The 16,091-nt window shown below is 38.5% G+C and carries 17 protein-coding genes and 1 tRNA gene; 15 read left to right on the forward strand and 3 right to left on the reverse strand.

Translation table 11 applies throughout. The annotated features are described in order from the left end of the window. Positions 1-145: 145 nt before the first annotated feature. A complete protein-coding gene (locus FEDK69T_RS15820; protein WP_023573172.1) occupies positions 146-316 on the forward strand; it encodes a hypothetical protein in 171 nt (56 codons plus the stop codon). 87 nt (positions 317-403) lie between these two features. Here the strand turns inward: FEDK69T_RS15820 and FEDK69T_RS05545 are convergent, their stop codons facing one another. After that, entirely contained in the window at positions 404-1,450 is a 1,047-nt protein-coding gene (locus tag FEDK69T_RS05545; protein WP_023573173.1) for a hypothetical protein, read from the reverse strand. A gap of 552 nt (positions 1,451-2,002) precedes the next feature. Continuing rightward, positions 2,003-2,082: transfer RNA gene (locus FEDK69T_RS05550), tRNA-Leu, on the reverse strand. Between the two features lie 202 nt (positions 2,083-2,284). Between FEDK69T_RS05550 and FEDK69T_RS05555 the strand changes: the two genes are divergently transcribed. The 5 genes from FEDK69T_RS05555 (at position 2,285) to FEDK69T_RS05575 (ending at position 6,209) form a co-directional block, all read left to right on the forward strand. Then, the gene (locus FEDK69T_RS05555) at positions 2,285-3,226 is read left to right on the forward strand and encodes a ribose-phosphate pyrophosphokinase (RefSeq protein WP_023573174.1); all 942 of its coding nucleotides are present in this window, start codon (positions 2,285-2,287) and stop codon (positions 3,224-3,226) included. A gap of 29 nt (positions 3,227-3,255) precedes the next feature. Further along, positions 3,256-3,864 (forward strand): 50S ribosomal protein L25/general stress protein Ctc, encoded by a 609-nt coding sequence (locus tag FEDK69T_RS05560; protein WP_023573175.1) that lies wholly within the window; start codon positions 3,256-3,258, stop codon positions 3,862-3,864. A gap of 303 nt (positions 3,865-4,167) precedes the next feature. Continuing rightward, on the forward strand, positions 4,168-4,782 hold the full coding sequence (pth, locus tag FEDK69T_RS05565) for an aminoacyl-tRNA hydrolase (protein ID WP_051385077.1): 615 nt from the start codon (positions 4,168-4,170) through the stop codon (positions 4,780-4,782). Between the two features lie 7 nt (positions 4,783-4,789). Next, entirely contained in the window at positions 4,790-5,365 is a 576-nt protein-coding gene (locus tag FEDK69T_RS05570; RefSeq protein WP_023573178.1) for a hypothetical protein, read from the forward strand. A gap of 250 nt (positions 5,366-5,615) precedes the next feature. Beyond that, positions 5,616-6,209 (forward strand): hypothetical protein, encoded by a 594-nt coding sequence (locus FEDK69T_RS05575; protein ID WP_023573179.1) that lies wholly within the window; start codon positions 5,616-5,618, stop codon positions 6,207-6,209. A 23-nt stretch (positions 6,210-6,232) separates the two neighbouring features. Here the strand turns inward: FEDK69T_RS05575 and FEDK69T_RS05580 are convergent, their stop codons facing one another. Further along, positions 6,233-7,492: an NAD(P)/FAD-dependent oxidoreductase gene (locus FEDK69T_RS05580; RefSeq protein WP_023573180.1), complete on the reverse strand. Its 1,260-nt coding sequence runs from the start codon at positions 7,490-7,492 to the stop codon at positions 6,233-6,235. Between the two features lie 115 nt (positions 7,493-7,607). Here FEDK69T_RS05580 and FEDK69T_RS05585 point away from each other — a divergent pair, with 115 nt between their 5' ends. From FEDK69T_RS05585 to FEDK69T_RS05625, 9 genes are all read left to right on the forward strand, one after another. After that, positions 7,608-9,128 (forward strand): HAL/PAL/TAL family ammonia-lyase, encoded by a 1,521-nt coding sequence (locus tag FEDK69T_RS05585; protein WP_023573181.1) that lies wholly within the window; start codon positions 7,608-7,610, stop codon positions 9,126-9,128. A gap of 24 nt (positions 9,129-9,152) precedes the next feature. Then, positions 9,153-10,268 (forward strand): WG repeat-containing protein, encoded by a 1,116-nt coding sequence (locus FEDK69T_RS05590; protein WP_023573182.1) that lies wholly within the window; start codon positions 9,153-9,155, stop codon positions 10,266-10,268. A 6-nt stretch (positions 10,269-10,274) separates the two neighbouring features. After that, positions 10,275-11,006, forward strand: coding sequence for a 3-oxoacyl-ACP reductase FabG (gene fabG, locus FEDK69T_RS05595; protein ID WP_023573183.1), 732 nt, complete (start codon positions 10,275-10,277; stop codon positions 11,004-11,006). 74 nt (positions 11,007-11,080) lie between these two features. Further along, the gene (locus FEDK69T_RS05600) at positions 11,081-12,307 is read left to right on the forward strand and encodes a beta-ketoacyl-[acyl-carrier-protein] synthase family protein (RefSeq protein WP_023573184.1); all 1,227 of its coding nucleotides are present in this window, start codon (positions 11,081-11,083) and stop codon (positions 12,305-12,307) included. Positions 12,308-12,309: 2 nt separating this feature from the next. After that, entirely contained in the window at positions 12,310-12,561 is a 252-nt protein-coding gene (locus tag FEDK69T_RS05605) for an acyl carrier protein (RefSeq protein WP_023573185.1), read from the forward strand. 6 nt (positions 12,562-12,567) lie between these two features. Next, positions 12,568-13,449, forward strand: a complete 882-nt coding sequence (locus tag FEDK69T_RS05610; RefSeq protein WP_023573186.1) for an LpxL/LpxP family acyltransferase — start codon at positions 12,568-12,570, stop codon at positions 13,447-13,449. Positions 13,450-13,600: 151 nt separating this feature from the next. Then, positions 13,601-14,503, forward strand: coding sequence for a hypothetical protein (locus FEDK69T_RS05615; RefSeq protein ID WP_035630346.1), 903 nt, complete (start codon positions 13,601-13,603; stop codon positions 14,501-14,503). 17 nt (positions 14,504-14,520) lie between these two features. Continuing rightward, positions 14,521-15,654, forward strand: a complete 1,134-nt coding sequence (locus tag FEDK69T_RS05620) for a beta-ketoacyl-ACP synthase III (RefSeq protein ID WP_023573188.1) — start codon at positions 14,521-14,523, stop codon at positions 15,652-15,654. Beyond that, the gene (locus FEDK69T_RS05625) at positions 15,654-16,088 is read left to right on the forward strand and encodes a hypothetical protein (RefSeq protein WP_081711702.1); all 435 of its coding nucleotides are present in this window, start codon (positions 15,654-15,656) and stop codon (positions 16,086-16,088) included. The genes FEDK69T_RS05620 and FEDK69T_RS05625 overlap by 1 nt, the downstream gene beginning before the upstream one ends. The last annotated feature ends 3 nt before the right edge of the window (positions 16,089-16,091 follow it).

The following is a 16,091-nucleotide window of genomic DNA, read 5'->3' on the forward strand; positions in this document are numbered from 1 at the left end:
TTTGATGGGTCAAAAATAGGTAATTCAAAACGAAGTAAAAAATTTTGTTGATGCCTGATTTGCACGAGTGTAAATCTTTGCTTTAAAGACGGAACCTTTCTTGTTTTGAAGTTATTGTTTGGTCGGATTGGTTTTGTGCAGATAGATGTTCAGCGAAAAGGAATCGGTCCAGGCTCTAAGGCTTGACATCACCGAAATGGACTTTAGGAAATATGACTCTACTATCGGACGTTTCTATGGTATGGATTTATTGTCTGAATCAAGTTATGAAATGTCGCCATTCCATTTTGAAGGGAATAATCCAAATTATGCTTAGTGACGCTTCTGGATTGAAAATGTTGGCATATAGTTCCCGTGAGCCATATGCGATTTCCCCTGGTCAACCAGGAGGTGGCTTTTTAGATTATTTTACAAAAACAGAGACGGCAGCAGCTTCATTTGTGCCATCAGTAAGATTTGTCGCTACTCCGTTTTTCCAGATTTTTGCTGCATAATCTATTCCACTTCTTTCAATGCCTGCAACATGTACATCGCTACCAGACACAAAAACAGAAAAAGCATAAGCATTTTTTGTACCATCGGTAAGGTTGGTGGATACCCCATTTTTCCAGATTTTGGCTACGTATCTGTTCCCGTTGAATGCAAAGCCTGCAACATATACATCGCTACCAGATACAAAAACAGAGCGGGCGCTAGCAGTGTTTGCACCATCGGTAAGGTTGGTGGATGCCCCATTTTTCCAGATTTTGGCTATATTTTCTGTCCCGTTGGATTCACTGCCTGCAACATATACATCGCTCCCAGATACAAAAACAGAGAAGGCGGCAGCATTTTTTGTGCCATCGGTAAGATTTGTCGCTACTCCGTTTTTCCAGACTTTTGCTACATTTTTTGTCCCGTTGAATTCATAGCCTGCAGCATATACATCGGTGCCTGATACAAAAACAGAAAAGGCGTCAGCGGGAAGTGTACCATCGGTAAGGTTGGCGGATACTCCGTTTTTCCAGACTTTTACTATTGCTGTATAACCTGTCCCACTTGTACCAGTAATTTCAATTCCTGCAGCATATACATCACTGCCAGACACAAAAACAGAGGAAGCATAAGTATTTTCTGCACCATCGGAAAGGATAATAGTGGACACCCCGTTTTTCCAGACTTTTGCTACATCTTTTGTCCCATTGGATTCATAGCCTGCAACATATACATCGCTCCCAGATACAAAAACAGAGGAGGCGGCAGCATTTTTTGTACCATCGGTAAGGTTGGTAGACACTCCGTTTTTCCAGATTTTGGCTACATATCCTGGTCCGTTTAATTCATATCCCGCTACATATACTGATGCCGATGGTTTGGTATTAGAATCGGTAGTGCTGTCTTTTTCGCAACTAAACAGGCTTACTGTTAATAATACGAATAGGATTGATCTAAATAGTAAGCGTTTTTTCATTTTTGAAATAATTTTATGTTTTACGATTCAAATGACAGAAAACTAAGAATCCTTTTTCAAAAGGATTGAAGGACAAACTTATAGGGAAGGATGATTAACTTATTGGTAATTAAGTAAATAACTACATAAAGGTAAAGATTTATTACCGAAAAGCCAAATTAATTTCGGGAATATGAAACTGGAATTGTTGCCGGTGATAGACCTAATGGAAAAGGTTGGAAGAAATTTAGTTTTCTGAAATTATTTGGCTAAATAGTGTGGTCAAACTACGAAAATTCGGGATGGGTCTCAATAGGATAAATGGAGTTAAAATCATCTTGAAGCATATGATTCGGCGAAGAAAATATCTAAATGCCCATTACTTGGCTTTTATATTGTCTATGCAAAAACATCAAATAAACCTTTAAAAAGTTGTGGTTTTTGTTCTTTAGGAATGATACATTGAAAATTTCACCATTGGATTTGTGGTGTAGTTGGAATGTGTTCTGAATGCAAATCCACGCTATCAGAATATCAAAAATAAAAAAAACCTCTCATTGCTGAGAGGTTTAGTACCCGGAGTGGGAATCGAACCCACACACCTAAGTACACGAGTTTGAGTCGTGCGCGTCTACCAATTCCGCCATCCGGGCTTCGGACTGAGAAGCTTTTTAAAAGCGTCTCGAAAATTGATTGTTTCAATCTGGGTGCAAATGTAAATAAAAAATATTCAAACAATCAAATTTAACTTGAAAAAATATCTGAAAAAATTGCTTTCAGAGTTGAATTTAATTTCTAAATTTGCACCGCGTTACAGCAACACAACACTAAGTAACTACATAACAACGAATTAAGATGTCGCACATTGAACCGGAAGCAAAAATTTTTGCATGTTCGCAAAGTACCTACCTTGCTGAAAAGATAGCAAAGCACTATGGAGCAGAGCTGGGTAAGGTAACGTTCTCAACATATAGTGATGGTGAGTTTCAGCCGTCATTTGAAGAGTCAATCCGCGGATTGCGCGTGTTTTTGATCTGTTCAACATTCCCAAGTTCTGATAATTTAATGGAACTTTTGTTGATGATCGATGCAGCCAAAAGAGCATCGGCTAGACACATCACTGCTGTAATCCCTTATTTCGGATGGGCTCGTCAGGACAGAAAAGATAAACCAAGAGTTCCGATAGGAGCAAAATTGGTTGCAAAATTATTGGAAAGCGCTGGAGCGACCCGAATCATGACCATGGATTTACATGCGGATCAGATTCAGGGATTCTTCGAAAAACCGGTAGACCACCTGTTTGCATCGACCATTTTCTTACCATATGTAGAGAGCTTGAATTTAGAGAACCTTACTATTGCATCGCCGGATATGGGTGGTTCAAAAAGAGCTTATGCATATTCTAAATTTTTAGAATCGGATGTGGTAATCTGTTACAAGCAAAGAAAAGCGGCTAACGTAATCGATACGATGGAGCTGATCGGAGATGTAAAAGGGAGAAACGTAATTTTGGTAGACGACATGATCGATACTGGTGGTACGTTAACAAAAGCGGCCGACATGATGATGGAAAGAGGAGCGTTAAGCGTGAGAGCGATTTGTACGCATGCAATTTTATCAGGTGAGGCAATTGAGAGAATTGAAAACTCAAAAATTCAGGAATTGATCGTAACCGATTCAATTCCATTGAAACGAGAAAGTGCTAAGATAAAAGCGGTAAGCTGTGCTCCATTGTTTGCAGAAGTAATGCACATGGTACAGAACAACAACTCTATCAGTAGCAAATTTTTAATGTAGTATTTTATTAATTTTTTTAAATATTTCAAATGAAATCAATTACGATTAAAGGATCAGAAAGAGAAAGCGTGGGCAAAGCTTCAACGAAAGCGGTACGTAATGCTGGAATGGTTCCTTGCGTGTTATACGGAGGAGATCAGCCAGTACATTTTTCAGCTGAAGAAAAGGCATTTAAAGGTTTGGTTTACACTCCTAACGTACACACTGTTGTGGTTGAGTTAGAAGGCGGAAAATCATACAGCGCAATTCTTCAGGACATTCAGGTACACCCTGTATCTGACAAAATTTTACACATCGATTTCTATCAGTTACATGACGAGAAAGAAATCACTATGGAAGTGCCGGTTAAAGTTACAGGAACTTCTCCAGGTGTATTATTAGGAGGTGTTTTACGTTTAAACCAACGTAAACTTAAAGTTAGAGCTTTACCTGCTAACTTACCTGACTTCGTAGAGGCTGATATTACTCCTCTTGAAATGGGTAACAAATTGTATGTGACTAAAATCCCTACAAACAACTTCAGATTATTACACCCAGACAACACTGTGGTTTGTCAGGTGAGAATCTCACGTGCTGCTATGAAAGCTGCTCAAGAAGCTGCAAAAGCAGAAAAAGGTGGAGGAAAAAAGAAAAAATAATTTCAATTTTTCGAAATATCAGAAAGTCCCGGTTTATATCGGGACTTTTTTTTTGGTTTTTTGAAGCGAATGGTTCGGGAATTATCAATAAACCCTTTTTCCGCTGTCCGTTGCAATCTGTCTTGTTGAAAACAAGACAGGATTTCCACTCCCATCGGGGCTATGAGGCAAACTGGATTGCTTTTTTGAAAACATTTCTAAATTTCAAATTCGCAAATTTCCAAATTGCATTACTTTTGCCGTATGAAATGGTTGACACAATTATTTAAAAAAGAAAAAACAGTTACAGATACGATTGATCCCATGAAATCGGAGATTCTGCGAACTCAACAAAACAATATAAAAGAAGTGAGCAAAAAGTTTTTAATTGTAGGTTTAGGCAACATCGGCGCCGAATATGTTAACACCCGACACAACATCGGATTTAAAGTAGTGGACCATTTGGCGAAACAGGAAAGCGTTTCTTTCGAAACAGTAAAGTTAGGGACACTGGCCGAATGCAAAATAAAAGGCAGAACACTTTTACTGCTGAAACCGAACACCTACATGAACCTGAGTGGGAAAGCACTTCAGTACTGGATGGAAAAAGAAAAAATCGCCAAAGAAAACGTATTGGTTATAACAGACGATTTGAACCTGCCCTTTGGAACGATCCGCATCAAGCCCAAAGGCAGCGATGGCGGTCACAACGGTTTAAAAAGTATTCAGCAGACTCTAAATTCGGCAGACTATCCCCGTTTCCGTTTCGGCATCAGTGACGAGTTCAAAAAAGGAAAACAGGTCGATTATGTGCTTGGTGAGTGGGATGATCATGAGAAAGCGGCTTTACCGGAACGTTTGGATATGGCGACCGAAGCGGTTAAGTCTTTTGTCTTGGCCGGTTTAGGAAATACGATGAGCGATTTTAACGGAAAGTAAGTCCACTATGAAAAAAATATTCTTTTTTTTGATGCTTTTGGTGTCGACTATTGTGCCAGCACAGCGATTCGAACTTTTGGAAGGCGATTTGAAGAACGTTAGGGGGATCAATGCTTATAACGTGACCTTTGATTATTCCCAAATGAAAGTACATGGTTATGAAACCGAAGAAGCGTTCTTAACTGACAAGATGAGTATAAGAAAGGGGGATAAAGCTGAGAAATTCAAAGAGGAATGGTTTTCTGATCGTGAGAACAGATATGAGCCGAGTTTCATAGCCTATTTCAATAAGAGGTTTCCAAATGGCGAAATCAAAGTAGAGAAGAATCCGGAAGTAAAATATACGATGAATGTCAGTACAATCTGGGTATATCCGGGATATGTAGTGGAACCGGCCAAAATCAGTGCGATCATCACCATTTCCGAAACAGGTAACCCTCAGAAGATCTTGGCGAAATTGCAATTTGATAAATCTATCGGGCTGGAAGAAAATCAATACAACGGCCATCGGGGCGACCGAATGGCTGGAGCCTATGAAAAGCTTGCCAAAAACATGGTCATTCAGCTAAAAAGATTTTTATAAATAAAACCCCGGTAATTTGCCGGGGTTTTAATTTTTGATTCAAGAATAGGTTTATTGATTTGATAGTGCTACTAAGTAGGTGTGTGTGGTTTGTTAAATTGCTTGTAATGAGTTTCTTGTGTGCAATGGTTGAAGGAATGCAGGGTGGAATGATAAATTAGTGGGGGAGTATTTATTTTTAATAAAGAAATGGATTGTTAAACTAAAAAAATTATAATTATATATTTGCTTAGATTTATAACTATAATTTATGAAAAAAATTGCAATAATTGTTTTGCTATTGGCGTCTGGAGTAACAATGGCTCAAAAGAAAAGAATTCTTTCAGGGGATTTTAAAAATTTAAAAGGAATTACAGAATTTAATTTAGTTTTTGATTACACTGATTTGAAAGTCGATAAGTTTGAAACTGAAGAGGCTTTTTTGGAAGATAAAATGAAGAAGAGAGAAGAAAAGGGAACTGCTGAAGATTTTAAAAAATCATGGTTTTCTGATAGAGAAGAAAGATATGAACCTAAATTTATTGAATCTTTCAACAAAAGATTTGATGGAGAGATAAAAGTTGATAAAAAATTATCTTCGGCGAAATATACAGTAAAAATACAAACGCTTTGGATTTATCCTGGATATAATGTAGGGGTGGTGAGACAGTCGTCAAAGTTGAATGCAATTATTAAAATTGTGGAGATTGGAAATCCAGATAATATATTATTGTCAGTTGGCTATGAAAAGGTTTTAGGTAAAGGAGCGGCTGGTTTCGATTATAATTCAGGTTATAGAATTTCAGAAGCATATGCTAAATTAGCAAAAGAGTTTGCAGCAGAATTAAAGAAGGTAAATAAATAGGTTTTCTTAAAAAAAAACCCGGATTATTCCGGGTTTTTTAATGTCTGTTCTTTTTCAAGATTTAACAGGTAGGCCATGTTTTTGATTACACTATCGTGTTTCTTTACAAATGGATTCTCCTGATCCCAAACATAACCGGCTAAAACAGCACATATTTTTCTTTTTACATCCGGGTTTTCAGGCTGGTGGAAGAATAACGTCTGTAGGTTTCCGGTGTACCATTCTTTTACATAAGTGGTGAAAACGCCGATACCGCTTTTCATGTATTCTGTGAACTCTACTTCCCAATCAATTTTTTCGCCATTCAGTTGACGGTGAACCAATTTTGCTGACAACATTCCGGATTCCGTTGCAAAAGCTACTCCGGAAGAGAAAACAGGATCCAAAAACTCAGAGCTGTTTCCTGTCAACGCAAACCCATCGCCATACATTTTTTTTACCGAGCGTGAATAGTTTTCCAATTTTACCGGTTCGAATAAAAATTCCACACCGCCAAAACGTTTGATGTAATAATCCGACAATTGGATAGCGTTTTTCAAGGCTACCGCATTGTCTTTGTTTTCGGAAAGCGAATTGATAAAGGATGTAGGGCCAACAACTCCTAAGCTTGTGTTTCCGTTAGAGAAGGGAATTACCCATAGCCATACTTCGGTTTCCAGAATGTCAAAAGAAATCAAAGTGCCTTCTTCGCCTACCGGACGGTTAATGTCTTTTACGTGTGTGAATATAGAGGAGTGCGGGTCTAATTTGGAAGGTGTATCCAGATCTAACAAACGCGGTAAAACACGTCCGTATCCGCTGGAATCAATAATGAATTTCGCGTGAATTTCCTTGATATTGCCGTCTTTGTCTTTAACCGTTGTGATAGAGTCGCTTCCGTTGAATTTAACATCCAGAACTTCGCTTTCAAACTCCAGATCAATTCCTTTTCGGATTACTTCCTGAGCCAAAGTGTTGTCGAAGTCGGCTCTTGGTACCTGCCAGGTCCAGTCCCAGCCCTCAGAGAATTTATTGCTGAAGTCAAAAACGCAGATTTCTTCTCCCCGGATAAAACGCGCACCTAATTTCTTCTCGAAATTCATAGCGTCAAGTGCGGGGAATAAACCTGCTTCGTCAAAATGGTCCATTACCCTTGGAATGAGGCTTTCTCCTACTACCAATCGTGGGAATTTTGTTTTTTCGACTACTTTAACTTTTGTTCCGTTATTGTGTAGGTAAGATGCTGAAACACAGCCTGAAGGACCGGCTCCGATAACGAGTACATCTACGAATTCCTGTTTCATATTTTTCTTTTTTCTTTTTGAGAATATGTTACCTTTGCAGGCATTCAAAAGTAAATACATAAATTCAATTATTAAATAAAATTGCTTATAATATTTAAGCAAAAAAACAACCTTAATGAGTACTATAAACGAATATTTAAGCCTGGAAGAATTCGCTGGAATTGTCTTTAAAGATAAAAAAGTAGATGTTAGCGATGCGGTGATAAGCAGAGTAGAAGCCAGTTTTAATTTTTTAAAGGAATTTTCAGGGAATAAAGTAATTTATGGTGTTAATACCGGTTTTGGACCAATGGCTCAATACCGAATTAAGGATGAAGACAGATTGCAGTTGCAATATAATTTAATACGAAGTCATTCTTCGGGTACCGGAAAGCCTTTGAGTCCGGTTTGCGTGAAATCGGCTATCTTGGCTAGGTTAAACACGCTTTCATTGGGGAATTCAGGTGTGCATCCGTCAGTAATTCACTTAATGAAAGAATTTATAAACAGGGACATTACGCCGCTTATCTTCGAACATGGTGGAGTAGGGGCCAGTGGTGATTTGGTTCAGTTGGCTCACTTGGCTTTAACGCTAATCGGAGAGGGAGAGGTTTTTTATAAAGGAGAACGCAGAGCGACCAAGGAAGTTTTTGAACTGGAAAATCTGCAGCCAATCAATGTGGAAATTCGCGAAGGACTGGCATTGATGAACGGAACCTCAGTGATGACCGGAATCGGAATCGTGAACGTACACAACGCCGAAAAGGTTTTGGACTGGGCCGTAAAATGTTCTTGTGCTATTAATGAAATCGTTCAGGCTTACGACGACCATCTGTCGGCCGAATTAAATAATACGAAACGTCACTTCGGGCAGCAGGAAATCGCCAAAAGAATGCGCGAAAACCTTGCTGATAGTACGTTGGTTAGAAAAAGGGAAGATCACCTGTACACGGGAGAAAACACGGAAGAAGTTTTCAAGGAAAAGGTACAGGAGTATTATTCGTTGCGTTGCGTGCCTCAGATTTTAGGCCCGGTTTTGGATACCATTAATGCGGTTGCCGATGTGATGGAAAACGAGATCAATTCTGCTAACGATAATCCGATTGTAGATGTGAAAAACCAACATGTTTACCATGGCGGGAATTTCCATGGGGATTATATTTCACTTGAAATGGATAAGCTGAAGCTGGTTGTGGCTAAGCTGACTATGCTGGCAGAACGTCAGTTGAATTATTTGTTGAATTCCAAATTGAATGAGATTCTTCCTCCGTTTGTGAATTTAGGGACGCTAGGGTTTAATTTCGGAATGCAGGGAGTTCAGTTTACGGCAACGTCAACCACGGCGGAAAGTCAAATGCTGTCAAATTCCATGTATGTGCACAGTATTCCAAACAATAATGACAATCAGGATATTGTAAGTATGGGTACCAATGCTGCAGTGATTACCGGAAAAGTAATTGAAAATGCCTTTGAAGTTTTGGCCATCGAATTAATAACGATCGTACAGGCGATAGATGCTTTAGGGTATAAGGATCAGGTTTCTTCGGTAACGCGAAAAATGTATGATGAAGTGCGAAATATAATTCCTGAATTCAAAGAAGATCAGGTGATGTATCCGTTTGTACAACAAGTGAAAGATCATTTAATGGCCGAATAAGTCGGTATTTAAAATCGAAAACATATGATTAAAAAAATACTCTTTTTACTGATAGTGTGCTTTCAGTTTGCTGCAGCCCAAGAATTGGCGCTGGTAAGACAAGGAGGGAAGTTTGGCTATATTTCCAAAACGGGCGAATTTGTCATTCAGCCTAAGTTTAAAGTGGCCAAAAATTTTTCTGAAGGATTGGCGGCAGCCGAAGATAATGGTGTGTGGGGTTTTATTAATCCGAAAGGAGAATGGGTGATTCAGCCTTCTTTCGCAGATGTCAAATACTTTAACAGCGGAATCTGTGTGGTTCAAAAAGACAATCAATGGTTTTATATCGATAAGAAAGGTGGAACTTTGAAAATGCCGGCTTCTGAAAAAGTTTATGATTTTGAGGACGGTGTAGCTTTTATCAAGCAAAATGATAAAATCGGTTTGATAAACGTCAAAGGAGAAGTGATTCTTCAGCCAACGTATCAGATTATCAAATCGTTTGAGGACGGTTTTGCCCGAGTGAAAAACAATGATCAATGGGGGATTATTGACAATAAAGGAAAGGTTGTTGTTAATGTGGAATACAATGAGATTGGTAATTTTTTTAAAAATACAACCTGGGCTAAAAAAGGAGAACAGTTTGGTCTAGTTTCCGCTAACAAATTTATGGCTATCGAAGGGGTAGATAAAATTTGGGATTTTGATTTTCAGGAGGTGACTTATGCCCGAAAAAATGATAAGATTGGATTTATAGATTTAAAAGGGAATTGGGTTGTGGAACCTAAATTTGACAAGGCAAGGGCTTTCGTTAGGAATATGGCTCCAATTTGCGAAGGTAAAAAATGGGGATACATCAATATGAAGGGAGAATATGTGGTAAAGCCAATGTACAGCGATGCTGAGATTTTCAGTGCCGACGGATTGGCTCCTGTAAAAGATAAAGAATGGGGTTTTGTTGATGTTAATGGAAAACAGGTAATTGAATCAAAATATCAGATAACGGCCGGAGGTTTTGTTAGCTTATTCAGAAAAAGCGATAAAGGGTTTCTTAATGGTGTAGCTAGGGTTAAATCAGGAAAACAGTGGGGATACATCAAAACGGACGGAAGTGTTTTGGGCGGTCAATGGTATGAAAATGCCGAATTATTTCAAAAATAAGAAACTATGAAATGTGCTCTAATAACAGGTGGTTCCCGTGGAATAGGAAGTGCCATCTGTCAAAAATTAGCTGAAAGTAAAAAGTATCATATATTGATTAATTATCAGTACAATCAGGAAGCTGCCGAAAAAACTTTGGAAGAAGTGGTAAAAAAAGGAGCGACCGGAGAGATAATTCAATTCAATGTCTCCGATTCGGAAGAAGTAAAATGTGTATTGACTGCCTGGCAGGAAGCTAATCCCGATGCCGTGGTGGAAGTCATTGTGAACAATGCCGGAATTACGCGTGATGGTTTGTTCATGTGGATGACGCATGAAGATTGGAACAATGTGATCAATACGAGTTTGAACGGCTTTTTTAACGTGACGAATTTCTTTATTCAAAGAATGTTGCGTAATAAATATGGCCGTATTGTAAATATGGTTTCCGTGTCGGGAGTAAAAGGTACGGCAGGACAAACGAATTATTCTGCTGCTAAGGGCGCAGTGGTTGCGGCTACAAAAGCTTTGGCTCAGGAAGTGGCAAAACGCAATATAACGGTTAATGCTGTGGCGCCGGGCTTTATCCGCACAGATATGACCAGCCAGCTTGATGAAAAAGAACTGATTAAAATGGTGCCGGCCAATCGTTTTGGAGAAGCCGAAGAAGTAGCCGAATTAGTTGGCTTTTTAGCATCCGATAAAGCGGGTTACATTACCGGAGAAGTTATCAATATAAACGGAGGAATTTATTCTTAAATAGACAGTCAGGTTAAAAAAATATACTGGTTTACAGGTTTTTAATCTAAATTTGGATTCACAGAGATAATAAAATGAGCAGAAGAGTAGTAATTACCGGAATGGGAATTTATTCCTGTATTGGAACTTCAATAGAAGAGGTGAAGCAATCACTTTATGAAGGGAAGTCGGGAATAGTGTATGATGAGGAGAGAAAAGAATTTGGTTTTCAGTCGGCCATAACAGGTATGGTTCCGAAACCAAATCTGAAAAACCTGTTGAATCGTCGTCAGCGTATTAGCGTGGGGGAAGAAACCGAATACGCTTATATGGCCACCATAGAAGCATTGAAAAATGCCAAGATTGAAGATAGTTATTTCGATGAAAACGAAGTAGGGATCTTGTATGGAAACGATAGTGTTTCCAAGGCGATTATTGAAGCTACTGATATAATACGTGATAAGAAAGATACGGCATTAATAGGTTCGGGAGCGATTTTCAAATCGATGAACTCTACCGTAACCATGAATTTGTCAACCATTTTTAGGTTGCGCGGTGTAAATATGACCATTAGTGCCGCCTGTGCGAGTGGATCACATTCTATAGGTTTAGGGTTTTTGCTGATCCAAAGCGGAATGCAGGATATGATTATTTGTGGCGGTGCTCAGGAAATCAATAAATATGCTATGGCCAGTTTCGACGGCTTGGGTGTTTTTGCCGCTAACGAAGCCGAGCCGGCTAAAGCATCCCGTCCTTTTGATTCAGCTCGAAACGGATTGGTGCCAAGTGGTGGAGGTGCAACATTAATTATTGAAAGTTATGAGTCGGCGGTAAAACGCGGAGCTCCCATAATAGCCGAGATCATCGGGTACGGTTTTTCTTCTAACGGAGGTCATATCTCGACTCCAAATGTGGAAGGTCCTGCGACAGCCATGCGTCGTGCTTTGGAACAGGCTGGCATTCAGCCGCATGAAGTGGGTTACATTAACGCGCATGCAACATCAACACCATTGGGGGATGCTAACGAAGCGAAAGCTATCCATGAGGTTTTTGGTGGCAGTAACCCGTATGTGAGTTCGACAAAATCGATGACGGGCCACGAGTGTTGGATGGCGGGAGCCAGTGAAGTGATTTATTCAACCATTATGATGCAGAATGATTTCATTGCACCTAATATCAATTTCGAAAACCCTGATGAGGATTCAAAAAAGTTAAATATTGCGACTGAGACTGTAAATAAAAATTTTGACATATATTTGTCGAATTCTTTTGGATTTGGTGGAACAAATTCAGCAGTAGTGGTTAAAAAATTTAAAGAATAGTTATGGAAGCAGATTTGATTTTAGAGAAGATTAATGAGATTTTAGTTGATGAATTTGAAGTAGATGCTGATATTATCTCCCCGGAATCAAACCTTAAAGATACATTGGGGTTAGACAGTTTGGATTATGTGGATTTGGTTGTGGCGATTGAATCTAATTTCGGTGTAAAACTGGGAGAAGCAGATTTTGTAGGGATTTCTACGTTTAGTGATTTTTATAAACTGATAGAGACTAAAATTCAGAACAAGAACTAATGTGCCATGAGTCAGTGGGATGGTAAGTCCAAAGGGACTCTTTTAGGGTATAAAATATTTGTTTTTTGCATAAAAAAGCTCGGAATCAAAACAGCTTATTCTGTTTTGATTTTTGTAGCTTTTTATTATTTTATGTTCGAACGGAATTCCAATCGGGCAATGTTTTATTACTTCCGCAATCGACTGGGATATTCTTTTTTTAAATCGAAAGTAATGGTTTATAAAAGCTATTTTACTTTCGGTCAGACACTGATTGATAAAACGGCAATTGCCGCCGGTTTACGCGATAAATTCACCTATGAGTTTGATGGGATTGAATTGCTGCACGAGCTTTTAGCAGAAAAAAAAGGAGGCGTTTTAATTAGTGCACACCTTGGGAATTTTGAAATAGCCGATCGCTTTTTTGAGGAAATTGATTTCGATTGCCAAATCAATCTGGTTACTACAGACATGGAACATTCCCAAATAAAAGAATATCTGGAAAGCGTTACAAAGAAATCTTCCGTGAAATTTATTATCGTTAAAGAGGATCTGTCTCATATCTTCGAAATTAACAACGCGCTCTCAAATAATGAACTCATATGTTTTACCGGAGATCGCTATTTCGAAGGGACCAAATTCATGACAGAAACGCTTCTAGGAGCAGAGGCCAATTTTCCGGCTGGCCCCTTTTTGATAGCTTCCCGTTTAAAAGTCCCGGTTGTTTTTGTCTACGTAATGAAAGAGCCAAATCTTCATTATCATCTTTATGCCAGAAAAGCAAATGTTAAGCAACGTGACGAAAAAGGACTTTTAAAGGCTTATACCGAAAGCGTTGAAAGTATGCTTCTGAAATATCCATTACAGTGGTTCAATTACTTTATGTTTTGGAACCAATCTGAAAAATAAAGCAATTTTTTAAAAAACCGATTTAGTATTTCAATCGGTTTTTTATTTTGATTCCGCTCCGAATAAAATGCCTATTTTTATGGCCCGAAAAGATAATGCAGGGAGAGTTTTATATAATTCGGCATTGTCTTTCAATAATATAAAAAGACCAATGAAAAATGTACTCGTAGTTTATTATTCACAATCCGGACAACTGGAAGAAATTGCGCGAACCATTGCAAAACCTTTAATGGAGGATACTGAAGTTTCAGTTACTTTCTGTCCTATCGTATTGGAAAAATCATTTCCTTTCCCATGGAAAAAAGAAGCTTTTTTCGATGCTTTTCCCGAGTCGTTTCTTCAGGTCCCGTCTAAAATTGTTGCGCCTTCTGAGGAGGTTCTGGCTAAAAAATATGATTTGGTTCTTTTGGCTTATCAGGTATGGTATTTATCACCTTCCATTCCTGTAAATTCTTTTTTGAAAAGTGATTTTGCTAAACGATTGTTGGAAAATACATCCGTGATTACGATTATCGGCTGCCGTAATATGTGGGCTTTGGCGCAGGAAAAAATGAAGAAGCTGTTGCAGGGAACTGGTGCACAATTGGTCGGTAATGTGGCTTTGGTCGACAGGCATATCAATCACATTAGTGTCATAACTATCGTGAAATGGATGTTTTCGGGGGAAAAGAAGAAATATCTGGGGATTTTCCCTAAGCCGGGTGTGTCAGAAAAAGATATTCTGGAGTCTTCAAAATTCGGAAAAATAATTTTGAAATACTTAAAAATCAATTCTTATAGCAATTTGCAGACCGAACTTGTCGCAAACGATGCTGTAGAGATTCGTCCGTTTTTAATTGAAATGGATAAAAAAGCCAACAAAATGTTCAAAATATGGGCAAATTTAATAATTGGAAAGACCAATTCACGTCCTGCTTGGCTTAAAGGTTTTAATGTTTATTTGTTAGTGGCGATTTGGGTAATGTCACCAATTGTCTATATCTTGCACCTTTTTACATATCCTTTGAAATTTGTCAAAATAAGAAAAGAAAAAGCTTATTTTCAAGGGGTTTAAAAGAATTTTAGAATACTATGTTTGAAGTCTACATAACAAAATCCGGGAAATATTTACCTAACGAAGCGGTTTCGAATGACGAAATGGAAACGTTTCTCGGACTAATAAATAATACTGCCTCAAAAGCAAGAAGAATAATCCTAAGAAATAACGGAATTGCTTCTCGCTACTATGCATTAGACAAGGAAGGAAACCCTACACATACTAATGCCCAATTGACAAACAATGCGATAAAGACTCTTTTTGATACAACTTTTACGGCTAATGATGTAGAACTGCTTTCGTGCGGGACATCTACACCGGATACTTTGTTGCCATCACATGCAGCCATGGTGCACGGATTGATGAAAAATAAATCCGTAGAACTGAATTCTTCTTCCGGAGTTTGTAATGCGGGGATGAACGCTCTTAAATTCGGATATCTTTCCGTAAAATCTGGAAATACTAAAAATGCCGTTTGCTCCGGTTCGGAAAGAGTGTCTACCTGGATGCTTGCTGATAAGTTTAAAAACGAAGTTGCTAACCTTAAAAGCCTTGAGGAACAACCGATAATAGCATTCAAAAAAGATTTTTTGCGTTGGATGTTGTCTGACGGAGCAGCTGCTTTCTTGCTTGAAAACAAACCCAGAGGTGAAAATTCTTTGAAGATTGAATGGATGGAAGCCTTTTCCTATGCCCATGAATTGGAAGCCTGTATGTATGCGGGTGGGGATAAGCTGGAAAATGGTGAAATTAAACCTTGGAGTGATTACAGTTCAACCGAATGGTTGTCGGAGTCCGTTTTTTCGATTAAACAGGATGTAAAACTTCTGGACAGCAATATTCTTGAAAAGGGTGCTGAAAGTATGAAGGCTGCCATGGACAAAAATAATATTACAGCCGAAGATATTACTCATTTCCTGCCACATGTTTCTTCTCACTATTTTGTGGAAGGATTGGCGAAATCACTTGCTGAAAGAGGTATTGATATCCCAAGTGAAAAATGGTTCATGAACCTGAAAAAAGTGGGTAACGTGGGTTCGGCATCCATCTATCTGATGTTGGAAGAATTAATGAATTCAGGAAAACTGGTTAAGGGCGATAAAGTAATGTTGTCGGTACCTGAAAGCGGACGATTTTCTTATGCTTATGCTTATTTAACCGTATGCTAATGGAAAATGTGCTTCCCATAAATGATAAAGTTTTTGTCGGTAATCTTATACCGCAGAAATTCCCATTTGTGATGGTGGATAAACTACTGTCTTTTTCAGAAAATGAAGTGATAGCAGGTTTAACCGTTACTGAGGATAATATTTTCGTAAGCGGAGATTTGTTTCAGGAATCGGGTGTAATCGAGCATATGGCGCAATCCGTAGCTTTGTATACCGGTTACCAGTTTTATTTAAAAAACGAACAAGCACCAACAGGATATATAGGTTCCATAAAGTCGATTGAAATAACAACTTTGCCTAAATTAGGTGATACACTTGTAACCACGGTTAATGTGCTTCATGAATTCATGGGGGTTACATTGGTCGATATAGTGACGAAAGTAAATGATAATGAAATAGCCCGTGGGCAGATGAAAACGGTTTTAGCATCTTAAATG

Origin of the sequence: Flavobacterium enshiense DK69 (assembly GCF_000498495.1) — a bacterium.
GTDB classification, from domain to species: domain Bacteria; phylum Bacteroidota; class Bacteroidia; order Flavobacteriales; family Flavobacteriaceae; genus Flavobacterium; species Flavobacterium enshiense.